Annotated in this window: 21 protein-coding genes; 14 read left to right on the top strand and 7 right to left on the bottom strand. The window is 57.3% G+C overall.

Annotated elements, in window-relative coordinates; all coding sequences use genetic code 11:
- Positions 1 to 88 precede the first annotated feature (88 nt).
- Positions 89 to 772 (top strand): phosphoribosyltransferase, encoded by a 684-nt coding sequence (locus ACESMW_RS02075; RefSeq protein WP_372985427.1) that lies wholly within the window; start codon positions 89 to 91, stop codon positions 770 to 772.
- Positions 773 to 819: 47 nt separating this feature from the next.
- Positions 820 to 1,488 carry a dienelactone hydrolase family protein gene (locus tag ACESMW_RS02070; RefSeq protein WP_372985426.1) on the top strand — a complete coding sequence of 223 codons (669 nt, stop codon included), beginning with the start codon at positions 820 to 822 and terminating at the stop codon, positions 1,486 to 1,488.
- Between the two features lie 62 nt (positions 1,489 to 1,550).
- Here ACESMW_RS02070 and polX read toward each other — a convergent pair whose 3' ends face one another.
- Entirely contained in the window at positions 1,551 to 3,275 is a 1,725-nt protein-coding gene (gene polX, locus ACESMW_RS02065; protein WP_372985425.1) for a DNA polymerase/3'-5' exonuclease PolX, read from the bottom strand.
- Between the two features lie 44 nt (positions 3,276 to 3,319).
- Entirely contained in the window at positions 3,320 to 3,520 is a 201-nt protein-coding gene (locus ACESMW_RS02060) for a dodecin family protein (RefSeq protein WP_343810150.1), read from the bottom strand.
- A gap of 207 nt (positions 3,521 to 3,727) precedes the next feature.
- Here ACESMW_RS02060 and glgX point away from each other — a divergent pair, with 207 nt between their 5' ends.
- Positions 3,728 to 5,863 carry a glycogen debranching protein GlgX gene (glgX, locus tag ACESMW_RS02055; protein WP_372985444.1) on the top strand — a complete coding sequence of 712 codons (2,136 nt, stop codon included), beginning with the start codon at positions 3,728 to 3,730 and terminating at the stop codon, positions 5,861 to 5,863.
- Between the two features lie 25 nt (positions 5,864 to 5,888).
- On the opposite strand, the gene treY is transcribed toward glgX, so the two are convergent.
- The 4 genes from treY to ACESMW_RS02035 are packed head-to-tail and all read right to left on the bottom strand — an operon-like array spanning position 5,889 to position 12,609.
- Positions 5,889 to 8,777 carry a malto-oligosyltrehalose synthase gene (treY, locus tag ACESMW_RS02050; protein WP_372985424.1) on the bottom strand — a complete coding sequence of 963 codons (2,889 nt, stop codon included), beginning with the start codon at positions 8,775 to 8,777 and terminating at the stop codon, positions 5,889 to 5,891.
- Complete coding sequence (gene treZ / locus ACESMW_RS02045) at positions 8,774 to 10,636, bottom strand: malto-oligosyltrehalose trehalohydrolase (protein ID WP_372985443.1); 1,863 nt, start codon at positions 10,634 to 10,636, stop codon at positions 8,774 to 8,776. Before treZ ends, treY begins: the two co-directional genes overlap by 4 nt.
- A 45-nt stretch (positions 10,637 to 10,681) precedes the next feature.
- Complete coding sequence (locus tag ACESMW_RS02040; protein WP_372985423.1) at positions 10,682 to 11,920, bottom strand: glycosyltransferase; 1,239 nt, start codon at positions 11,918 to 11,920, stop codon at positions 10,682 to 10,684.
- Positions 11,917 to 12,609: a DUF5752 family protein gene (locus tag ACESMW_RS02035; protein WP_372985422.1), complete on the bottom strand. Its 693-nt coding sequence runs from the start codon at positions 12,607 to 12,609 to the stop codon at positions 11,917 to 11,919. The genes ACESMW_RS02040 and ACESMW_RS02035 overlap by 4 nt, the downstream gene beginning before the upstream one ends.
- A 173-nt stretch (positions 12,610 to 12,782) precedes the next feature.
- Between ACESMW_RS02035 and tadA the strand changes: the two genes are divergently transcribed.
- Genes tadA through ACESMW_RS02015 form a run of 4 tightly spaced genes read left to right on the top strand, consistent with a single transcriptional unit; the run spans position 12,783 to position 16,104 of the window.
- The gene (gene tadA, locus ACESMW_RS02030; protein WP_372985421.1) at positions 12,783 to 13,286 is read left to right on the top strand and encodes a tRNA adenosine(34) deaminase TadA; all 504 of its coding nucleotides are present in this window, start codon (positions 12,783 to 12,785) and stop codon (positions 13,284 to 13,286) included.
- A gap of 9 nt (positions 13,287 to 13,295) precedes the next feature.
- On the top strand, positions 13,296 to 14,291 hold the full coding sequence (galE, locus tag ACESMW_RS02025; RefSeq protein ID WP_372985420.1) for a UDP-glucose 4-epimerase GalE: 996 nt from the start codon (positions 13,296 to 13,298) through the stop codon (positions 14,289 to 14,291).
- A gap of 43 nt (positions 14,292 to 14,334) precedes the next feature.
- A complete protein-coding gene (locus tag ACESMW_RS02020; RefSeq protein ID WP_372985419.1) occupies positions 14,335 to 15,681 on the top strand; it encodes a UDP-glucose dehydrogenase family protein in 1,347 nt (448 codons plus the stop codon).
- A 3-nt stretch (positions 15,682 to 15,684) separates the two neighbouring features.
- On the top strand, positions 15,685 to 16,104 hold the full coding sequence (locus ACESMW_RS02015; protein ID WP_372985418.1) for an HIT domain-containing protein: 420 nt from the start codon (positions 15,685 to 15,687) through the stop codon (positions 16,102 to 16,104).
- A gap of 7 nt (positions 16,105 to 16,111) precedes the next feature.
- Here ACESMW_RS02015 and fabR read toward each other — a convergent pair whose 3' ends face one another.
- Positions 16,112 to 16,726: an HTH-type transcriptional repressor FabR gene (gene fabR, locus ACESMW_RS02010; protein WP_372985417.1), complete on the bottom strand. Its 615-nt coding sequence runs from the start codon at positions 16,724 to 16,726 to the stop codon at positions 16,112 to 16,114.
- 332 nt (positions 16,727 to 17,058) lie between these two features.
- Here fabR and aspS point away from each other — a divergent pair, with 332 nt between their 5' ends.
- The 7 genes from aspS (at position 17,059) to tolQ (ending at position 23,198) form a co-directional block, all read left to right on the top strand.
- The gene (gene aspS, locus ACESMW_RS02005) at positions 17,059 to 18,858 is read left to right on the top strand and encodes an aspartate--tRNA ligase (protein WP_372985416.1); all 1,800 of its coding nucleotides are present in this window, start codon (positions 17,059 to 17,061) and stop codon (positions 18,856 to 18,858) included.
- Between the two features lie 59 nt (positions 18,859 to 18,917).
- Positions 18,918 to 19,661, top strand: coding sequence for a YebC/PmpR family DNA-binding transcriptional regulator (locus tag ACESMW_RS02000; RefSeq protein WP_372985415.1), 744 nt, complete (start codon positions 18,918 to 18,920; stop codon positions 19,659 to 19,661).
- A gap of 19 nt (positions 19,662 to 19,680) precedes the next feature.
- Positions 19,681 to 20,208, top strand: a complete 528-nt coding sequence (gene ruvC, locus ACESMW_RS01995) for a crossover junction endodeoxyribonuclease RuvC (RefSeq protein ID WP_372985414.1) — start codon at positions 19,681 to 19,683, stop codon at positions 20,206 to 20,208.
- 30 nt (positions 20,209 to 20,238) lie between these two features.
- Entirely contained in the window at positions 20,239 to 20,871 is a 633-nt protein-coding gene (gene ruvA / locus ACESMW_RS01990; protein ID WP_372985413.1) for a Holliday junction branch migration protein RuvA, read from the top strand.
- A 148-nt stretch (positions 20,872 to 21,019) separates the two neighbouring features.
- Positions 21,020 to 22,051: a Holliday junction branch migration DNA helicase RuvB gene (gene ruvB / locus ACESMW_RS01985; protein WP_372985412.1), complete on the top strand. Its 1,032-nt coding sequence runs from the start codon at positions 21,020 to 21,022 to the stop codon at positions 22,049 to 22,051.
- Positions 22,044 to 22,505, top strand: coding sequence for a tol-pal system-associated acyl-CoA thioesterase (ybgC, locus tag ACESMW_RS01980; protein ID WP_372985411.1), 462 nt, complete (start codon positions 22,044 to 22,046; stop codon positions 22,503 to 22,505). Before ruvB ends, ybgC begins: the two co-directional genes overlap by 8 nt.
- Positions 22,506 to 22,508: 3 nt before the next feature.
- The gene (gene tolQ, locus ACESMW_RS01975; RefSeq protein WP_372985410.1) at positions 22,509 to 23,198 is read left to right on the top strand and encodes a protein TolQ; all 690 of its coding nucleotides are present in this window, start codon (positions 22,509 to 22,511) and stop codon (positions 23,196 to 23,198) included.
- Positions 23,199 to 23,228 lie beyond the last annotated feature (30 nt).

Genomic DNA, 23,228 nt, shown 5'->3' with positions numbered 1-23,228 from the left:
GGTCATTGAAAAATCTCAATGCCGGATCATGCTGCAGTACTGCATTATCATGAGGGCAAGATAATTCTTTAGAGACGGGATACCGCTGATGGAACTGCCAATCCCGGACCGTGTTACGGCGGGCCAGATCCTGGCGAAAGCCATGGAAAACTATCGCGATCGTCAAGATCTGCTTGTTCTGGCGCTGCCGCGCGGTGGTGTCCCGGTGGCGTATGAACTGGCCGAGGCATTGCATGCTCCCATGGACCTGATGCTGGTTCGAAAACTGGGTACACCGGGACAGCGGGAACTGGCCATGGGCGCAATAGCCAGCGGAGGAATTCGTGTGCTCAACGACGACTTGGTGTCGTATCTGCATATATCCGAAGAGACACTCGAACAGGTCGTGGCCATGGAACAGAAGGAATTGGAGCGCAGGGAGCAGGCCTACCGTGGTGATCGCCCGCGGCCCGAAATTGAGGGTAAGTGCGTGATTCTGGTCGATGACGGTATCGCCACCGGCGCGACCATGCGCGTGGCCATCAAGGCACTGCGCGGGCAGCAGCCCAAAGAATTGGTGGTTGCCGTCCCCGTGGCCCCTGCGGATACCATCGAAACACTGCGCAACGAGGCCGACGACGTGGTCTGCCTGGCCACGCCCGAACCATTTACGGCCATAGGCTTATGGTACGTGGACTTCGGCCAGGTCTCCGATGAGGAGGTGACGAAGCAGTTGGCCAAGGCCTGGGCCAAGGGGAGCTGGAAAGGTGTCGGCTCGATGGCAGATCATTAGCGATTAGCTTCGTTTCAGTGACATCCGGTGACAGATGGAAGGGATCGATGAACAAGAACGACTACACTGGCGAGGTCAAGGTCCGGGCTGAAGGGGTTGAACTGGAGGGAACATTGAACGTTCCCGGAGAGGCGCAGGGGATAGTCGTTTTCGCCCATGGTAGCGGTAGCAGCCGTTTTAGCCCTCGTAACCGTGCCGTTGCTCAATTCCTGAACGAGGGTGGACTTGCCACGTTACTGTTCGATCTGCTGACTGCAGAGGAAAATGAAATTGATGTGCAGACCAGGCGACTGCGCTTCGATATTGAGCTGTTGAGCCGGCGCCTGATTGGCACGGTGGACTGGCTCAGTGAGCAGGAGCGGCTGCAGTCCTTGCGTATAGGCTTGTTCGGGGCCAGCACAGGCGCCGCTGCGGCCCTGGTGGCGGCCGCTCAGCGCCCCGAATCCGTGGCCGCGGTGGTTTCCCGCGGAGGGCGGGCGGACCTGGCCGGAGATGATTTGCCTCAGGTCCGGGCACCCACGTTGCTGATCGTGGGTGGTCTCGATCATGCCGTGATCCAGATGAATCGGCAGGCCGCTCAGCAAATGCAGATAGATCCTCGCCTGGAAATAGTACCTGGCGCGACGCACCTGTTCGAGGAACCCGGGAAGCTTGAGGAGGTCGCCCGCCTGACCCGGGAATGGTTTACGCGCTATCTCCGTGAATCACATAGGTGATCGATGCTCGTCGAGAAGATCCACTACCAGTGCTTGAATGCCCTGACCGATGATTTTTTCTCTTAGCCGTCTCGCATCAGTAGCTTTTTCAGCTCTGCAAGTCCAAGGGTGTTGATGACGTCTTTCGCTTCCAGCCAACCGCGGCGGGCCTGGTTGATACCAAAACGCATGAAATCCAGATCTGAGGTGCTGTGGGAATCGGTGGAGATGGACATTTTCACACCCATCTCCCTGGCCATCATGCAGCGTTCATCCGTCAGATCCAGTCGATCCGGATGGGCATTGAGCTCCAGGATACAGCCGCGTTCACCGGCCGCTTCCATGATCTTTTCCAGATCAACTTCGTAAGGCTCCCGCTCGTTGATAAGGCGGCCGCTGGGATGAGCCAGAATGTTGAAATAGGGATTGTCCATGGCGCGCAGGATGCGCTGAGTCTGTTTGCTGCGTGACAGATTGAATTTGTAGTGCACGGCGCAGACGGTGAAATCCAGTTCCTTGAGTACGCTGTCCGGAAGATCCAGGGAACCGTCTTCGAGGATATCCAGTTCGATCGACTTGAGCAGCACTATGCCGTCGAGTCTTTCGTTCAGTTTGTCGATTTCCTTGATCTGCTCGAGCAATCGTTTCTTGTCCAGGCCATGGGCGACGGTCACATGTTTGGAATGGTCATTAATGGACAGGTATTCGTAGCCGCATTCGGCCCCTGCTTTCGCCATCTGCTTCAGGCTATGATGGCCATCGCTCGCGTTACTGTGGCAGTGCAGGTCCCCGCGGATATCTTCCAGGCGGATCAGTTCAGGCAACCGGTCTTCCCGAGCCGCCTCAATTTCGCCACGGTTTTCGCGCAATTCGGGCGGGATGTAAGGCAATCCGACCTGCTCATAGACCTCCTCCTCGGTTCTTCCGGCGATGCGCTCGTCGTCTCGAAAGACCCCATATTCGTTAATCTTGTAGCCTTTCTTGACGCCAAGCTTGCGCACGGCAATGTTGTGGGCTTTGGAGCCAGTGAAGTAGTGCAGGGCGGCGCCATAGCTTACCTGTGGCACAACACGCAAATCGACCTGCATGCCGGAACGTAGGTGCACTGTGCAGCGGGTCTTGCCTTTGGAGACTACCTCGTCCACTTCGTCGTAATCGCTGAACCGGTCCATCACCGGGGAGTTCCGGCTGGTGGTAACCAGGATGTCCAGGTCGCCCACCGTCTCCTTGCGGCGCCGGTAGCTGCCGGCGACGATGACATCCTTGACGCCCTCGGTTTTTCTCAAATATTCGACCAGGGTAGCGGCGATCTCCTCGGCCTCTATCAACCTGGTGCGAGGCGCCTCCCCGGCGAAATGCTCCACCCGCTCGCGTATACGCTGCTCGGTTTTCTCGCCAAAGCCCTTGAGCTCGCGGATCTTTCCACTGCGGGCGGCGCGTTTGAGGTCGTCAAGGCTCTTTATCCTGAGCTCCTTGTAGAGGAGCTGTACTCGCTTGGGGCCAAGGCCTTCGATCTTCATCAGATCGCTCAGTGCCGAGGGGGTACGCGATTCGATCTCCTTCAGTAGCGGAAGCTTGCCTGTCTCCACGATAATCTTGATCTTTTCCGCCAGGTCCTCGCCGATGTCGGGCAGTGTTGAAAGATCCTTCTGCTGATTCAGCAGATCCGACATGCTCTTGCCGTAACCGCGGACCGTGCGTGCCGCATTACGGTAGGCCCGCACCCGGAACGGGTTGGCCTCCTCGATCTCCAGCAGGTCGGCGAGTTCCTCGAAGATGTCGGCGATTTCATTGTTGTGGACTGGCATTGGAAGTCGGGCCCCACCCTTTATAAAGGGTGGGAAACGGACTGCTAATCAAGCTCGAAGGATATCTTGGCGTTTATTCGGTATTCGGTGATCCTGTTGTTCTCCACCTTGGCCTCCATTTCCTTTATGTAGACAGACTTGATGTTGTTCAGGCTTTTTGAGGCCTTGATGATGGCCTCGTTGGCAGCATCCTCCCAGCTCTTCTCGGATTGGGAAAGGACCTCGATGACTTTAAGGGTAGACATGGTTTTCTCCTTGTCTGGTGTGGTTCCGGGTTTGTGCCGACGTTACGGTCAGTGAGCACCTGCATTCAGGAACGGATGGTGAGCTTTTCACCCTGATATAACTGATGCTAAAGGTCATGGGCCGGGTGTCATTGATAAATTTCAATGAGCAAGGTGCTTGCTCCGACCAATAATTTTACTTTGGGGATGGCATGCGTTGGCTGCAAAATGGTGCACCAAAAACAACGAGTTTGGCCGGGAAGCCCTTATCCCTTGGGTGCCACCTGGGATGGGTCGGGAACAAATTTTGCCCTGTTTTCTGCGCACGCTGAACGGGTTGATTTATGCCTGTTCGATAATAAGGGTCAGCGCGAGATCGCATGCATTCCACTGCCTGAGTACACCAACGAAATCTGGCACGGCTACTTGCCCGATGTGCGAGAAGGTCAGCTCTATGGCTACCGGGTTTACGGCCCATACGAGCCAAAAGAGGGGCACCGGTTCAACTCGCACAAGTTGCTGCTGGATCCCTATGCCAAGCGACTGCGTGGAGCACTCGAATGGAATGATGCCCTGTTTGGCTATGTCGTGGGGCACGAGAAACAGGATCTGTCATTCGATACGCGGGACAGCGCTCCGTTCATGCCCAAATGTGAGGTCATTGATCCTGCTTTCACCTGGGGGCTGGACCGGCCTCCAGCACGGCCGTGGCACGAAACGATTGTGTATGAGGCGCATGTACGCGGCTTTACCATGCGCCATCCAGCGGTTCCGGAAGCGAGGAGAGGTACCCTTGGCGGTTTTGCCAGCCATGAAGTCGTGGGCTATCTCAAGGAACTGGGGATTACAGCGGTCGAATTACAACCCGTGCACGCGTTTTTGCATGACAGGCATTTGATCGAAAGAGGCCTCCAAAACTATTGGGGTTATAACTCCATTGCATTTTTTGCGTTACACCCTGAATACGTTGGCGTTGACGGTGTCAACGAATTCAAAACGTTGGTCCAGCTGCTGCACAAGTCTGATATCGAGGTCATCCTGGACGTGGTTTATAACCACACGGCTGAAGGCAACCATCTGGGGCCAACCCTGTCTCTGCGAGGCATCGATAATAAGTCTTATTATTATCTGCTGGACGGCGACCCGCGTTATTACCATGATTTCACCGGGACCGGCAACGCCCTTGAGCTACGGCACCCCTATGTCCTGCGTATGGTGACCGATTCGTTGCGTTACTGGATCGAAGAGATGAGAGTGGATGGTTTCCGATTCGATTTGGCGACCACCCTGGCCAGGGTTAACGGCAAGTTCGATGAACATGCGAGTTTCCTGGATTCAGTGGCGCAAGATCCTCTCCTGTCCACGGTCAAGCTCATCGCCGAACCGTGGGACTCCGGTCAGGATGGATATCAGTTGGGCCGATTCCCGCCGGGCTGGGCGGAGTGGAATGATCGTTACCGAGATACGTTGCGACAATTCTGGCGCGGTGATGGCGGAAAATTGCCGGAACTTGCATCGAGATTGGCCGGTTCCAGTGATATCTATGGTCAGCGTGGCCGGCGGCCCTGGACAAGCGTGAACTTCGTGACGGCCCACGATGGCTTCACACTGCATGATCTGGTGAGCTACAACGAAAAACACAATGAGGCGAATCAGGAAGATAATTGCGATGGAATGAAACATAACTATAGCTGGAACTGCGGCGCGGAAGGACCGACAGATGATCCTGAGGTCTTGCGACAACGGGAGCGGCAAAAACGCAACTTTCTGGCAACGCTGATGCTCTCGCAAGGAGTGCCCATGTTACTGGCGGGTGACGAGTTCGGGCATACCCAACAGGGAAACAACAATGTTTACTGCCAGGACAATGAAACCAGCTGGCTTGACTGGTCGAAGTGCAGTAGTGAAGAACAAACACTGTTGGCCTTTGTGCGATCCCTGATTCGATTGCGGCGTGAGCATATCGTTTTCCATCGTCATCGCTTCTTTCAGGGACAGGCAATACCCGGTACAAATACCAAGGACATCACCTGGCTCAGGCCGGATGGTGAAGAAATGGAGCAAAAAGACTGGGATGATGGTGCAGCAAGGTCATTGGCATTGCTGGTCAGCGGTGAAGCCGGCCAATACCACTTGACGGAGCGTGGCGAGCGGGAACCTGATGATACCTTTCTGCTGATGCTTAACGCATCGGATGGGACCGTCGAGTATGTTTTGCCGGAGCTGGAAGATCTTTGGTACCGGGCACTTGTGATAGATACCGCGCTCAACCCGCAGGAGGCTTCAGAAAAAATTGTGAAAAGCCCGTTGAACGTCGAGCCATATTCTCTGGTTCTTGTCAGGTATGGTAGTGACTCAAAATAACCGTAATATTCGCTCGGCCCGGTAATCAGTCATTCGTGAGCAGGGCCACAGGGAAGTGCCTGAACAAGTCAACGGCCCCGATCCAGTTTCCGTCTTCTAGCTCGCTAGCCTTAACGGACTCGCCGGTAAGGATGTTGCGGTAGCCCCCAGTTCGCAAATCTGCAGGGATCTCGACCCGCGTGCCCTCCCATGGTCGCGTTCCGAGTGGCATTTCTCCGGTTTCACCCGCCAGGCGCGCGAACCAGCGCGTGGCTACGACCAGGACTTCTCTTTCTTTAAAACAGCGGGCAAAAGCGCAGATATGCTCGGCTTTCGGGCCCTGACACTTCAGTTCGAGATACCTGCCGTCAGTAAAAACCTGAGGCTGCTCGCGGCGGAAGGTCAACGTTCTCCACGTAAGGTAGAGTTTGGCGCGACCGTCTTCGATTCGCTCCATCAGGTTCTGTAGAACGCCAGGCAGTTCTGAATCGATCTGGCAAGCTGCCATGAGTGCCTGTAGCTCGGCCTGGCGATGATGGTAATTCACCGGCCTGCGGTTATCGGGATCGACCAGGTTGAAAGACCACATTTCGTTGCCCTGGTACAGGTCGGGCACGCCGGGAACAGTGAGCTTGAGCAGGGTTTGCGACAGGCTGTTGAGCAGGCCGTAACGGACAATCCGTCCCTGGAACGGAATGAAATCGGCGAGAAAGGCATTGTTCTCGAGTGTGGACAGCGCCGAATTCACGAAATCCTGCATCGCCTCCTCGTATTCGAGGTTTGGATTGATCCAGGAGGTATGGACTTTGGCTTCTTTTATAGCCTTTAACATATAGGCCTCGATACGTGCCCGGAAGGCATCGAGGCCATCCGCATTGAGGGGCTCCAGAGGCCAGCAGCCCACCAGGGTCTGATAGAACAGATATTCGTCATTACGAGATGGTGCAGGTGTGTCATCCACCATACGTTTTCTGGGGCGATTTGTTCTGCTCCAGCGCCTCAGATGATGAGACCATTCATGGGGTAGTTCGGACAGGACATTGATTCGCGACCGCACGTCTTCGCCACGCTTGCTGTCGTGGGTTGAGGTCGTCGCCATCGACTGCGGCCAGGTTTCCTGCCGTTGGCGGTTGTTGTGATGAAACGCATTGATTGACAGACCGAATGAACGCGGGTCGAAGCCAACGTCATTCAGTGACACAAGGCGGTTAAAGGCATAAAACAATGTGTCTTCCATACCCTTGGCCATCACCGGGGCGGTATATTGCTGGAACCGTAATGTGAACCGAATCACTCTTGAATTGACTGCCTCCGGAAGATTCAGGGTGATTAAATTTTCCAGGAAATCGAAGATTTGAATATCAGCCGCGGGACTGCGTTTCTTTGCTTGAACAATCGCCCAGTGAACATAACGGCGATCGTCCTTGTTGATTTGCTGTTGGGTAATATAGGTCCGGTAAACGGGAAAACAGGCTACGGCCTCGGCCAGGGCGTCGCGCAGGGCGTGGTAGGTGAAGTCGCGCGTGTAGCGATTGGTCTGGGCGACGCTACTCGCCAGATTGGCGAGTACGGTTAACTCACCGGCAAGTGCGCTGCGTATAATCAGCTTTTTGCATTGATACAGCAACTCGTCGAAGTCATGGGTTCGGCCGGTGAAACGTTGATAGAGCTGAGTGAGCGAACGCTCAGTATCCGGATAGACGAACAGGCCATTGAGCCGGTTTGCTACCTCATAGCCGGTCGTGCCGGCAACAGGCCAGTGGGATGGCAAGTCTTCGTGGCTCGCCAGTATTTTCTCGACCAACAAATAGGATGAACCGTTCGCGTTTTGCCCGCAGGCACTGAGTGCTTCTCCGAAGGTTGTCTGAAGGTCGCAGCAGTATTTGAATGGATCATAGAGGCCATCCGGGTGATCAATACGCAAGCTGTTCACATCGCCATTTGCTATCAGCCGCCGGATGAGACGATGGGTGGCTTCAAAGACCGCCTTGTTTTCCATGCGTATCCCGGCCAATTCATTAATATCAAAAAAGCGCCGGTAATTGATTTCATCGGCTGCGACCTGCCAGTAGGCCAGCCGATATGCCTGTTCTTCGAGTAAGCGATGAAGCAGATCGAAGGATTCAGGGTTACCTGGCATGCCATTGAACTGTTGGATATTTTCATCAAGAAAATCCCGAAAATCGGAACTTTTCCCATAAAGCCGGGCCAGGCGAAGCTTGCACGCGGAGCCGCTGTCGCGACGTTTTTGCCGGCGTGCAGCTGAAAGTTCAGTGCGGCGTGGCAAGGACCGACAAGCGGTGATGAGGCCGATAAGTTCATCCAGGACTTCATGATTATTATTCAGGCGTTGCGCTAATGTTTTTATCCGAAAGCCGAGGACTTGGGGATAGGTTCGCGGATCAATCGGAAACAGGTGTTCATAGTAACGAACGCCGATGGAACCGTTTTCGGAATCAAGTGTGAGTTTCAATCCTCCTTCTTCGAGAATGGCTCCATAGTGATCACCCAGGAAGGGTAGCAGTACCTTATTGCGCAGGGCAGGATTAGCGGGATGCCAGTCGATGTCGAAAAAGCCGGCATAGTCGGAAGCCTCGCCGTTTTCCAGCGTATCCAGCCACCAGGCGTTGTCATCCCCACCTACGCCCATGTGATTGGGGACGATATCAAGAAGCTGGCCCATGCCATGTTCATGCAGTGTCTCAACATAGTTGGCAAAGCTGATCTCATCTCCTATCTCCGGGTTCAGGGCGTTATGATCGACGATGTCATAACCGTGAGGACTGCCGGCGCGTGCCTTCAGAAACGGTGAGGCATAAACATGACTGATGCCGAGTTGATGTAGATAGGGGATGATCTTGCTTGCGTGGGCGAAGGTGAAATCGCGATTGAATTGCAAACGATAGGTTGCAGTAGGTGTCCCTGGAGCCTTCATGGTGCAGTCCTATCGGTATGCAGATACCAGATCACTGACCAGGGCGGCAGGTGGCCGGTGTCGTGGCGCTCGATTACCTCTTTATGCGTCGTATACAGAGCGTCATCCTGCGGAAGGTTGATACCGGTGAGGGCCTCATCGCCGAAGTTGGCAATGAGAACAAGCTCGGAATCGTCACCCAGCACCCAGCGCGCGGACAGGGCCCGATCTCCCAATTGTGTGAAGGCTTTTTGCGATTCTGTCATGTGGTGCAGTCGTGGAACTATCTCACGCCGCCGCAGAGCGAGCAGCTCCCGGTGCAGCGCCAGCCATTGTTTGTGCTCTGGAAGATCGCAGGAATTCCAATCGAGTTTTGCCTGCTCAAAGGTTTCCGGATCCGTCGGGTCCGGAATTCTTGCGCGCGATACAGGATCGCTGAACTCTGGAAAGCGGCCAAACTCCTCTCGGCGACCGGCGACGACCTTGTCTGCCAGCTCCGGACCGAAATCGCAGAAAAACGCAAAAGGTTGCGTACACCCCCATTCTTCGCCCATGAACAGCAGCGGGGGCGAGGGAGCGAGCAACAACATGGCCTGTGCGGCGCGGACCTGTTCAGGTTTGGCGAGCCGGGTGATCCGCTCGCCAAAAGCGCGGTTGCCCACCTGATCATGGGTCTGGAGGAACGACACAAAGGCAACAGGAGGTAAATGACTGCTGGATTCACCGCGTGGTTGGTCGTCACGATAGGCCGAATGCTCACCCTGATAGGCGAAGCCTTCACTCAGGCAACGGCCCAAATGGCGAATCGGACTGTCAGTATAATCCAGGTAATAACCGCCTGACTCTCCAGTCAGCAACACATGTAAAGCGTGATGGAGATCATCATTCCATTGTGCCGTGTACAAGAGTGGCTGAAGGGCATTGTTTCGGGCAAGGTAATGCGCGGCATTATGATCGTTTTCGAGGATCAAATGAACGTGTCGGGCATCACCAAAGTGTTCGTGAACGCGTTGTGCCAATTCGACAAGGATATCGGGTTGCGAATCATCCACGATCGAATGCACCGCGTCGAGACGTAAGCCGTCGAAGTGGTATTCCTCAAGCCAGAAAAGCGCATTGTCGATAAAGAACTGCCTTATCTGGTCACTGTGCTCGCCATCGTAATTGATGGCGGCCCCCCACGGTGTCAGGTGCCGTTCCGTAAAGAACTGTGGGGCGTAGACAGTCAGGTAATTGCCTTCTGGCCCGAAATGGTTATACACAACGTCCAGAAACACCATCAGGCCACGCCCGTGAGCGGCATCGACGAGCGCTTTCAGGTCCTCGGGTCGCCCATACTGGCTGTCGGGGGCGAACAGGTAGACACCGTCATAACCCCAGTTGCGCTCACTAGGGAAGTCCGCTACCGGCATGAGTTCGATCGCGGTAATGCCCAGGTCCACCAGATAATCGAGTCTATCCTGCACGGCAGCGAAACTGCCGTGAGGTGTGAAAGTACCGACGTGTAACTCATAAATGACGGTTTCTTCCCAGGGCCGTCCGCGCCAGTCTGAATCGTTCCACCTCCAGCCTCCAGGATCGATTACCTCACTCGGTCCGTGAACATCCTCGGGTTGGAAACGTGAAGCGGGGTCGGGCACCAGTATCCGCCCATCGATTCGGAAAAGGTAACGCATGCCGCTGGCGGCCTTATCGGTTGTGACTCGAAACCAGCCCCCGGGTTCGGCCCTCATCGGGAGATATGCCTGTTCATTCGAGACAGTCTGACTGCTGTGGTCGGCGACGCCGATTTGTGGGCATACATCCACGTGCGTGGCCGCTGGTGCCCAAAGCTGAAAACTCACGCGTCCGTCCGCGAGCAGTTCCGCACCAAATGGCATACGATGCAGGCGCTTAACCGATCCCACAGATGCCTCTCCCGGTTCTCAGTTCAGCTCAATCCGGTCCTGCGCGCCGTGCAACAACGCCACCATGAGCGTCAGGTATTCACGCAGGTGGCGAGTAATCAGAAAATTCTCGCACACGAAGGCTTGTGCCTTTCCACCCATCGCCGCAATCATCTCTGGTTGATGCAATAGATAGCGAGTACGCAATGCGGCTCCCTCGGGGGTGTTTACCAGAAAGCCGGTGTGGTGGTTGATGACCTGAAGACGGATGCCGCCGACATCACCGCCGATGACGGGCTTGCCCTTCCACATGGCTTCGGTGACGGTCAGGCCGAACCCTTCCCGGATGGATTTCTGCAGCACGATATCGGCTGCGCGTTGCAATGCGTTGATTTCCAGGTGGGCATCGGAGGGCAGCAACAATACATGCGCATCAGGGTCGTCCCCGGCGGCGGCCTGTACCTCACTCAATACCGCTTCACCTTCCGGGTCATCGGTGGCCCCCCCGCCGGCCAGCACAAGCTGCAGCGTGGGAAGGTATTGTTTGGCCAAATGGTAGGCCTGTATGACCCCGATGGGATCTTTGAACCGGTCATAGCGTGAAACCTGAACAACCAGAGGGCGCTCGCAATCAAGCCGGTATTTGTCGCATGTCTGTTGGATTACATCTGGCTTCAGGTCGACATTCTTGTCGCTCAGTGGATCGATACTCGGCGCTATCAGATATTGCGGATGTGGCAATTCCTTGGCAAAGGCGGCCAGAGAGAAGATGCTCGCGTCGTAAGGTGCCACGAACTGGCGCAAATATTTCCATACCGGCCGATAAGGGTGGCTGGCATCGATATGGCATCGCCAGACCCATTTTCCTTTACGCTCCGGGAAAAATTTAAGCAGAGGGGCAGGTTGCGGATCATGGATGAATACGAAATCGGCGTCTTTCAGTACGGGCCGCAGTGTTTCCGCATTGTGGGCGTTGGTTGCCTCGTAAACCCTGAGCAGGCTTTCACCCAGGGGGATCCGGTTGCCTTGCAGGGTATTGTGTATGCCCTTGGTGCATTCGAAGAACTCACTATCGCCGGTAATGACCTCCCAGCGGGTGTCGATACCCAACTCCTGTTTAAGGGGGATCAGCTTGGAGAGGATCTCGGCAACGCCACCTCCGACATGCGTTGAATTGATATGAACGACTTTTGCGCCCTTTAGCGTTGCAGCGAGCTGACGCAGTTGAGCGATGACATCCGCTCCGGCAACTTCTGCATAGCTTTCCAGGAGACTCATGATGTGGTCTCCTGAAAATGCGAGGTGAACACTTGTCCCAGTTTGTCACGTAACTCACTGAGACTGCCAAAATAGGGATCGATACCGGCCAGTTCTTCCTTGAGTGGGGTGAACTCGTCACCGAAGGTGGTCAGCCAGTCACTGAAATCGTCCCGCTCATCAGGGGTGCGTCGCCGGGCATCGATAAAATGATAGAAGATACTGCTTATGGACAGAGTGGTTATGACAGGGGCAAGTTCTTTCGGGTGCTGCAACTGCATTGTTGTATCAAACACCACGATCTGTGAGCAGATGAATTCGAACTGTTGGGTTGCGCGTGTCCAGGCCAGGTGCTCAGCCTCATCAAGGCGATTGTCGATAAGTTCGATGATTTCCTGACGTAGTGCTTCGAGGGTTGAAAAGGTGGTGGGTGCCAATGCCGAAAGACGCTCCGCAAGTATACCGTCATGGATACCATGTCGAACCCAGGAAGCGAAGTCATTGTTGTACTCGCGTTCTCCGAAACGTGATTGAAGGAGCCCGCCCCAAAAATGGTTATAGATGCTGGCGGCGTCTATATTGACCAATTCACTACGGAACTCCTGTAAAACGCGTGCTTTCCTGCCGGTAGCCAGTGCTACCAACGCGCAGTCCTTGATGGAAAATGGTTCCATGAGGTTGGCTGACTCTATTGGATCAGGTTGGGCCATCATATAATTCCACGCTGTCAGTCCTTGCCGTTTCGAACGTTGTCACGGGCAGTGGGATCTGGCATTGAAATTTGTCAAACAGGAAATGCCATCCACATTCAGAATTTTTTTCATGAAGTTATGAATAATGGTATTTTCCTGATCCCGAGCTCAAATCGACCAAACAGACGACAATGCCCCAGATCTCGAACGACAAACAATGGATGTCTCGCGCCCTGCAACTGGCTGCACAGGCTGCAGCGGCAGGAGAGGTCCCCGTTGGCGCCATTGTGGTTCTCGATGGCAAAGAAATCGGCGCGGGGTTCAACGCCCCCATCTCCGGTTGTGATCCTACCGCCCACGCCGAGATCCGGGCGCTTCGGGACGCCGCGGCCCGGGTAGGCAATTACCGCTTGTCAGGGGCGACCCTTTACGTAACGCTGGAGCCCTGTACCATGTGCGTCGGAGCGATTGTGCACGGCCGCATCAGCCGTCTGGTGTACGGTGCCACGGAGCCCAAAGCAGGGGCTGTGGAATCCACCCGCCGAACCCTGGCCGAGCCACATCTGAACTGGGCTGTGGAAGCGACCGGTGGCATCCTTGAACAGCAGTGCAGCGAAATCATCAGCGAATTTTTCAGCCGGCGCCGTGCGGAAATCCGGCGTCAGCGTCAGTCATCATCCCCAGGGAAGGAGTAGCCTTTACCCATGAAAGTGCTTGTCACCGGCGGAGCCGGATATATTGGTAGTCACGTGGTCCGGCAGCTGGGTGAAGCAGGCCACGATATTGTTGTTTTTGATAACCTCTCCACCGGTTACCGCTGGGCGGTGACCGCCGGCGAGCTGGTGGTGGGGGATCTCGCGGACGAGGCGGCCATTGACCGACTATTCTCCGGGCACCGTTTTGAGGCCGTTCTGCACTTTGCCGCCAATATTGTCGTGCCGGAATCTGTAGCCAATCCTCTCAAGTACTACAGTAACAACACCCGCAACACCCTGAACCTGCTGAAGGCCGTTGAGCGATATCAGGTTCCGTACATGGTGTTTTCTTCCACGGCAGCCGTTTATGGCATGCCGGACCAGCAGGTGCTCACCGAAGATCTGCCGCTGGCTCCGATCAATCCGTACGGGGCGTCCAAGATGATGAGCGAGCGGATGATCATGGATCTGGCGGCTGCGTCCAGTCTGAATTACGTCATTCTGCGCTATTTCAACGTCGCTGGTGCCAACCCTGACGGCTTGCTGGGGCAGGCGACTCCGGAGGCGACTCACCTGATCAAGGTGGCCTGCGAGTGCGTTACCGGGCAACGGGAGGGCATGAGCGTGTTCGGAACGGACTACGATACCCGGGATGGGACCTGTATTCGCGATTACATCCACGTCGAAGACCTCGCCAAGGCCCATGTCATGGCGCTGGATTACATGGCGAAAGGCGGCGAGTCGAAGGTCCTGAACTGCGGTTACGGCCGGGGCTTCACCGTTCGCGAGGTGATCGATGTGGTCAAGCAGGTGTCCGGCGTTAATTTCCCGGTGACCGAGACCGACCGGCGCGCCGGCGATCCCGCAGCGTTGATGGCTGATAACACCCTGATCCGTGACAGTCTGGGCTGGAGCCCGGATTACGACGATCTCGAGACCATTGTTCGGACGGCATTGGTCTGGGAAGCCATCTGGCAGAAGAAAAAAGCCTCCGGCGAACACTGAATTAACACCTTTTACCCATTTGGACAGGTTTGAAAAGTAACCCATGAAGATCACAATTTTTGGTACGGGATATGTTGGGCTTGTAACCGGCGCGTGCCTGGCGGACGTAGGCCACCATGTCCTGTGTATGGACGTGGACCAGGCCAAGATCGACAAACTCCGGAACGGCCAGATTCCCATCTTTGAGCCGGGCCTGGAGTCGATTGTCCGGCATACTGTCGAGGCCGGCCGCCTGGCTTTCACCACCGATACCGAAGAAGCGGTCAAACATGGTGTTTTGCAGTTTATTGCTGTCGGAACACCGCCGGATGAAGACGGCTCGGCAGACCTGCAGTATGTGACCGCCGTTGCCAAATCCATTGGCCAGCACATGGACGACTACAAAGTGGTGGTCGACAAATCGACGGTTCCGGTCGGCACCGGCGACAAGGTTCGTGCAGCGGTGCGGGCTCAACTGGACCACCGTGGCCTGGAACTGGAATTCGATGTGGTCTCCAACCCCGAGTTCCTCAAAGAGGGGGCGGCCATCAATGACTTCATGAAGCCGGACCGCATCATAGTCGGCACCGACAGCGAGAAGGCAGCGGATCTGCTGCGGGAAGTCTATTACCCCTTCAATCGCAGCCATGACCGGATGATCTTCATGGATATCCGCTCTGCGGAGCTGACCAAGTACGCCGCCAACTCCATGCTCGCGACCAAGATCAGTTTCATGAACGAAATTGCCAACCTCGCCGAGCGCCTGGGCGCCGATATCGAGGCGGTACGCCGCGGTATCGGTTCCGATCCCCGTATCGGTTACCACTTCATTTACCCCGGTTGCGGTTACGGCGGCTCCTGCTTCCCCAAGGACGTGCAGGCACTGGCCCGCACCGCCCGCGACTGCGGCTACGACGCCCGGTTGCTGAATGCGGTGGAAGACGTCAACTATGCCCAGAAGCATGTGCTGTTCGACAAGATCAGCCACCACTTCCAGGGCAACCTCAAGGGCAAGGTCGTTGCTGTTTGGGGCCTGGCATTCAAGCCCAATACTGATGACATGCGCGAGGCATCTGCCCGAACCCTGATGGAAGATCTTTGGAAGGCTGGCGCCTCGGTACAGGCTTTTGATCCCGAAGCCATGGAAGAGACCCAGCGTATTTATGGCGACCAGGCGGGCCTGACCCTGTGCGGCACCAAGGAGCAAGCACTCAAGGGTGCCGACGTATTGGCGATCTGCACCGAATGGAAAGAGTTCCGCTCCCCCGATTTTGATGTGGTGGCCGCCAATTTGCGGGACCCGGTGGTCTTTGATGGCCGCAACCTGTACGAACCGGAGATGCTCGAGCGCTATGGCCTGATTTACTACGCCATCGGCCGCGGCCGTAACCAGTTCCACTCGGTGGTGTGATCGATGAGCCAGGAATTCGAGTTACATAAGCGGCTGTCCGCGGACACCTTCCTGCTGGGCAGAACCCGCCTGTGCGAAGTGCGGCTGATGAACGAGAAAACCTGGCCCTGGGTTATCCTGGTGCCGGCGATCGCCGGTATCCGGGAGATCTATGAGCTTCCGGAAGCTCAGCAGCAGAGGCTGATGACGGAGTCGTCCGCGCTGAGCCGCGCCATGATGGAGGCTTTCAAGGGGGACAAGATGAACGTTGCGGCACTGGGTAACATGGTGCCGCAACTTCACATCCACCACATCGTGCGCTTTGAGGGGGATCCGGCCTGGCCGGGGCCGGTTTGGGGTACACAGGCTCCGGTGCCTTACGAAGAGGATGAGCTTGCCCGCATTAAACAGGCACTGAAACCGGTGCTGGCGAGTCTGGCCTGAATCGGCGTCAGCGCCTCCGAGCCAGCGTTTGCGAGCCCAGCAGGATCATTCGAAGCTCCGTTTTCAGCTTGACCTTCAGCTCTTCCCTTTCCTTCGGGGTGGCATCAAGCGCCTCCGCGCCCTGGTTGAAAACCAGTGTCACCATCGCCTCGGCCACCACACGCGCGTCAGACAGTGGTTTGCCCTGTTCCTCGGCAAAGCGCCGCAGGTCGTCGGCCAATTCCGTTACGAAATGGTCGATCTCCGCCTTCACCGCCGTCCGGAACGGCTTCGAAACACCGGTTCGCTCCCGCAGCATCAACCGGAACAGGTTGGCGTTGTTGCCGAGATACTCCATGAAGGTGTCCACCGAGGTGGCAATGGCGCTGCCATCACGGGCGATGCGTTTGCGGGCCTGACGCATCAACTGGCGCAGGGCGACACCGCCTTCGTCCACCAGGGCGAGTCCGAGTTCGTCCAGTTCCGAGAAGTGGCGGTAGAAGGAGGTGGGGGCAATGCCGGCTTCGCGGGCCACTTCTCTCAGACTCAAACTGCCAAACCCCCGGTCGGCACTCAGCTGCGAGAGCGCAGCGTCCATCAATGCGCGTCGGGTTTTCAGTTTTTGCTCCGCTCTGGTGGCCAACGTCAGACTCCGTTTGTTGGTGAGAAGAGGGGCATTCTAGCCGGCTGGAACCATACAGTCATCCGGGCGGCGGATTTGCATACCAGCACGCCTGATTTTCGGCCCCATTGTGTTTATAATGGGCCGCTTTTCCAGTAAGGTCGCAAAAATTTTAGCGGCCACGAATCAAGTAGCCTCAGGTGGGGTGACCCTTTCCGAAACCTTGCGGAGCCATGGATGGCGGAGCAGAGCGTACAGTGACGTATTCCCAGCGTTTTTCGTAATGGGTCACCCCACCTGAGGCGGCAAGACACGAAAAAGTTTCGAATACATCTAACGTAACGGGAACCGGTATGCGCAGTCATTATTGCGGTGGGATTAACGAATCCCACATCGATCAGGAAGTCACACTTTGCGGATGGGTACACCGCCGTCGTGACCATGGTGGGGTTATCTTCCTGGATCTGCGAGATCGGGATGGTATGTCCCAGGTGGTTGTCGACCCGGACACCCCTGAAAGCTTCGCCCTGGCTGAAAAGGTCCGCAGCGAATTCGTCATCAAAGTCACCGGCCGCGTGCGTCGTCGCCCGGCGGGTACCGAGAACAACAACATGCCTACCGGTCAGGTGGAACTGTTGGGCAAGGAACTGACCATCCTGAACGCTGCCGCCACACCGCCGTTCCCGCTCGATGAGCATGTGGACGTGGGCGAGGACGTACGTCTGCGTTACCGTTTCGTGGACCTGCGCCGTCCGGAGATGATCAACCGCCTGCGGTTCCGCTCCCGGGTCACCAGCTACATCCGCAACTTCCTGGACAGCCGCGGCTTCATGGACGTGGAAACCCCGATCCTGACCCGCGCAACCCCGGAGGGTGCCCGAGACTACCTGGTGCCGAGCCGTACCCACGAAGGTTCCTTCTTCGCGCTGCCCCAGTCCCCGCAGCTGTTCAAACAGCTGCTGATGGTTTCCGGTGTCGACCGTTACTACCAGATCGCCAAGTGCTTCCGGGACGAGGACCTGCGCGCCGACCGTCAGCCGGAATTCACCCAGGTGGACATCGAGGCGTCTTTCATCGATGAGCAGATCCTGATGGAGCTTAACGAGGACATGATTCGCTCCCTGTTCAAGGACGTGCTCGACGTCAGCCTGCCGGAGTTCCCGCGCATGCCGCACTCCGAGGCCATGCAGCGCTTCGGCTCTGACAAGCCGGACCTGCGTATCCCGCTGGAGCTGGTGGACGTCAATGACTTGGTCGAAAACGTGGACTTCAAGGTGTTCGCCGGTCCGGCCAAGGATCCGAAGGGCCGTGTTGCCGCCCTGCGTGTACCGAAGGGTGGCGAGCTGACCCGTAAGCAGATCGACGATTACACCAAGTTTGTCGGCATCTACGGCGCCAAGGGTCTGGCCTACATCAAGGTCAACGAGCTAGCCAAGGGTGTGGAGGGGCTGCAGTCTCCGATCATCAAGTTCCTCGGTGACGACGTGGTCCAGGCCATCATGGAGCGCGTGGGTGCGGAAGACGGCGATATCGTGTTCTTCGGTGCCGACAAGACCATGGTCGTGAACGAAGCGCTGGGCGCGCTGCGGGTGAAACTGGGTCACGACCTGAACATGCTGACCTGCGAATGGGCGCCGCTGTGGGTTGTGGACTTCCCGATGTTCGAGGAAACCCCGGATGGCGGCCTGACCGCGATTCACCACCCGTTCACCGCACCTTCCTGCTCACCGGAAGATCTGGCTGCGGATCCGGCCAATGCGCTGTCCCGCGCCTACGACATGGTGCTGAACGGCACCGAGCTTGGCGGCGGTTCCATCCGTATCCACGACGAGAAAATGCAGGAAGCGGTGTTCCGGATCCTGGGTATCGGCGAGGAAGAGGCCCGCGCCAAGTTCGGCTTCCTGCTGGATGCCCTGAAGTTCGGTTGCCCGCCCCATGGTGGCCTGGCATTCGGTCTGGATCGTCTGGTCATGCTGATGACCGGGTCATCCTCAATCCGTGACGTGATTGCCTTCCCGAAAACCCAGAGCGCCACCTGCCTGATGACCCAGGCACCGGGCGAGGTGGACGAGAAGCAGCTGCGTGAGCTGCACATCCGTCTGCGCCGTTCTGCCAAACCGGTTGAGGGCAACAAGGCAGAGGGTGACGAGTAAATTCTGAAAAGTCGGGGGCGGGCCTGGCCCGCTCCCCGGACGATGGACGGAGGTTAGGCATGGCTGGTCACAGTAAATGGGCCAACATCAAGCATCGCAAGGCAGCACAGGACGCCAAGCGCGGCAAGATCTTCACCAAAATCATCCGGGAACTGACCGTTGCCGCCCGCCTTGGCGGCGGCGATCCCAACGATAACCCCAGGCTCCGGGCGGTTGTCGACAAGGCCCTGACGGCCAACATGAAAAAGGACACCATCGAACGGGCCATTGAACGTGGCGCCGGTGGTGGTGATGACAGCAACTACGAAGAACTGACCTACGAAGGTTACGGTCCGGGCGGTGTGGCAGTTTTAGTCGAGGTGATGACCGACAACAAGAATCGCACCGTTGCCGAGGTGCGGCACGCCTTCAACAAGTTTGGCGGTAATCTGGGCACCGATGGCTCCGTGGCCTATCTGTTCACCAAACAGGGCATTATCAGCTACAGCCCCGACGTGGACGGCGACCGATTGATGGAAGCGGCACTGGAAGCCGGGGCCGAGGACCTGCAAGAGCAGGAAGATGGTTCCTACGAGATCGTGACCACGCCGGAAGAATATCTCGACGTCAAGGAATCACTGGTCGAGGCGGGCCTGAAGCCGGATGACTCCGAGGTCACCATGGTGCCTTCAACCCGGGTCGAACTGGACCGGGATGGCGCTGAAACCATCCTCAAGCTGATCGACATGCTTGAGGATCTGGATGACGTACAGAACGTCTACCACAACGCGGACATCTCCGCAGAAATCATGGAATCCCTTTGACCATGGCGGGAGCCTGAGCGTGCCGATCATTCTCGGAGTGGATCCCGGCTCCCGGATTACCGGATACGGGATCATTCGTGCCGAGGGTCGGGTGATCGAGTACATCGACAGCGGCTGTATCCGGGTCGGGGAAAAACCCATGGCCGAACGGCTCCAGACCATCTTTCATAGCCTGGCCACGCTCATTGGCGAGTATCGTCCCGAGGAGTTCGCCATCGAGCAGGTTTTCATGGCCCGCAACCCGGATTCCGCCCTCAAACTGGGGCAGGCCCGGGGCGCAGCCATCGTCAGTGCCGCCAATAGCGGGCTGGCGGTGCATGAATATTCGGCCCGGCAGGTCAAGCAGGCGGTGGTCGGCAAGGGTGGGGCGGACAAGTCCCAGGTCCAGCACATGGTGCAGGCCCTGCTGTCATTGTCCCGAAAACCCCAGGCCGATGCCGCCGATGCCCTGGCCATTGCCCTTTGCCATGCCCATATGAGCCAGAGTGTGCTGCGCCTGGCGGGGAACGGAGGCAAGGTGCGCAGCGGCCGGGTCAGACAACAATAACTGGCTCCCAGGAGCCACAGGAGCTACCCCTTGATAGGTCGTATCCGAGGCATTCTGGTCGAAAAGACCCCCGGGCAGGCGTTGGTGGAGTGCGCCGGGCTGGGTTACGAAATCGACATTCCCTACACCACCTTCTTCCACCTGCCTGAATCGGGGCAGGAAGTTACCCTCCATACCCATTTTGCCGTACGCGAGGATGCCCAGAGCTTGTATGGGTTCGCGGCGAAGCTGGATCGGGATCTGTTCCGTCTGCTGATCAAGGTCAATGGCGTCGGCCCGAAACTGGCGGTCGGGATACTCTCCGGCCTCGATGCCCAGCAGTTCATCCGCTGTGTCGAGGCGAAGGATGCCAACGCTCTGGTCAAACTGCCTGGTGTGGGCAAGAAAACGGCAGAGCGCCTCCTTATTGAAATGGCTGACCGGATCGGGCAACTTGAAGGTCAGTTTGTGCCGGTGTCGCCGGGTGCGACAGTTGCTGGTGGGTCCGGCGCCGAACAGGTCGCGACCGGTCCGGATCCGAGGGAAGAAGCCGAGGCGGCCTTGATTGCCCTTGGCTACAAGCCTCAGGAGGCAGCGAAGGCGATCAGCAAGGTCGCCGAGGAAGGCGCGACCAGTGAGACCCTGATCCGCCTGGCCCTGCGCAATATGATTCCCGCCGGATGACCTGACGGTAATATGTCGCCTGAGTGGCGCCAAACCTGTCGAGAGCGTAACGTGACAGTCAGGGGCCCGTTTGTACAATTGGGTCAACGTTGAACGGCAGGGCAAGGCGTACAGGCACGATGTTGATTCCCAGTGAACGGGTGATGCCATGATTGAATCCGACCGACTGATCACAGCCGGGGCCGGTGACTATGAGGAGGTCCAGGACCGGGCCATCCGTCCGACGCTGCTGTCCGAGTATGTGGGCCAGCCTTCGGTCCGTGAGCAGATGGAGATTTTCATCTCGGCCGCCCGCGGCCGGCGGGAGGCGCTGGATCATGTGCTGATTTTCGGTCCGCCTGGCTTGGGCAAGACGACCCTGGCCAATATCATCGCCAACGAGATGGGCGTGGCCATCAAGACCACCTCCGGTCCGGTGCTTGAGAAAGCCGGCGACCTGGCCGCAATGCTTACCAATCTCGAAGAGGGCGATGTTCTCTTTATTGACGAGATCCACCGGTTGAGCGCTGCCGTTGAGGAAGTCCTCTATCCGGCCATGGAGGACTATCAGCTGGATATCATGATCGGTGAGGGCCCGGCTGCCCGCTCCATCAAGCTGGACCTGCCGCCTTTCACGCTTGTCGGGGCAACCACCCGCGCGGGCCTGCTGACCTCTCCGCTGCGGGATCGCTTTGGTATCGTACAGCGGCTCGAGTTCTACAACACCGAGGATCTGACCAACATCATCATCCGCTCGGCCCGTCTGTCCACGGTGGCGATTGACGAAGCCGGAGCCTTCGAGATTGCCCGCCGTTCCCGGGGAACGCCCCGGATTGCCAACCGTCTGCTACGCAGGGTCCGGGACTTTGCCGAAGTGCGCTCCAACGGCCGGATTACCGCGGACATTGCAGATCAGGCCCTGAACATGCTCAAGGTGGATAACCAGGGCTTTGATCACATGGATCGCCGGCTGTTGCTGGCCATGATTGAAAAATTCGATGGCGGCCCGGTGGGCGTTGAAAGCCTGGCGGCCGCCATCAGCGAGGAGCGGGGAACCATCGAGGATGTGCTGGAGCCTTTCCTGATCCAGCAGGGTTTCATGGTTCGCACACCAAGGGGACGAATGGTGACGTCCAACGCCTACCAGCACTTCGGCGTGGTGCCTCGCAGATCGGACGCCGAGGGGGGCCTCTTTGACTGATACAGCCAACGCCCAGGTCTTTGAATTACCCATCAGGGTGTATATAGAAGATACGGATGCTGGTGGTATTGTCTTCCATGCCAAGTATCTGCACTACATGGAGCGCGCCCGTACCGAATGGGTGCGCAGCTGCGGAGTCGGTCTCAGGGCCGGCCTGGCGGATAACATCAGCTACGTGGTGCAGCGGATGAACATTCATTATGCGGTGCCGGCCCGGCTGGATGACCAGTTGTTGGTCACTGCCGAGCCCGTGGCCTACGGGCGAGTCTGGATGGAATTCAGGCAGCGTGTGCTGCGTGCCAGTGATCGCGCGTTATTGTGCGAGGCCAATGTTCGCGTGGCCTGTGTGGCACTGGATACCGGCAGGCCCAGGCGCCTGCCTGAGAATATGCAGGACCTGCTGAAACACAACGTTCAGCACCCGGACCCAACTAACGGAACCAGCCAGGAGTAAAAGGTGGAGTCAGAACTTTCTGTATGGCATCTCATTTCAAATGCCGGGTTATTGGTACAGCTGGTCATGCTGTTGCTGGCATTGGCCTCGGTGATTTCCTGGGCCCTGATTTTCCAGCGTCTGCAGGTCTTTCGGAAAGCCAGGCGAGCCCAGCTGGAATTTGAAGAACGGTTCTGGTCCGGTATGGACCTGGGGCAATTGTACCGGGAGGTCAATGCCGAACCGACGCCATTCTCCGGGGTGGAAGCGGTCTTTCGCGCCGGATTCAAGGAGTTCTCGCGCTTGCGACAGCAGAGCCGGGATGCTGACGCCGTCATGGAAGGTGCCCAGCGTGCCATGCGCGTCGCATTTTCCCGGGAGCAGGAGCGCCTTGAGACCCACCTGCCATTTCTGGCCACGGTCGGCTCCACCAGTCCCTATGTCGGTCTGTTTGGCACCGTGTGGGGGATCATGAACTCGTTCCGGGGGCTCGCCCAGGTACAGCAGGCAACCCTGGCAACGGTCGCACCGGGTATTTCGGAAGCATTGATTGCCACGGCCATGGGCCTGTTTGCGGCAATCCCGGCGGTCATCGCCTATAACCGGTTCTCGGCCATGTCCGATGCTCTGCTCAAGAACTACGAGACCTTCGCCGAGGAATTTTCCAGCATTCTGCACCGTCGCGTGCACGCCAGCGAGCAGAGTGCTGCCTGATGAGTGAACGCAACGACCGGAGCCGGGTGA

The sequence above is a fragment of the Marinobacter sp. genome, from assembly GCF_041690455.1.
Lineage (GTDB): Bacteria > Pseudomonadota > Gammaproteobacteria > Pseudomonadales > Oleiphilaceae > Marinobacter.
This window is presented reverse-complemented; position numbering and strand designations above follow the sequence as displayed.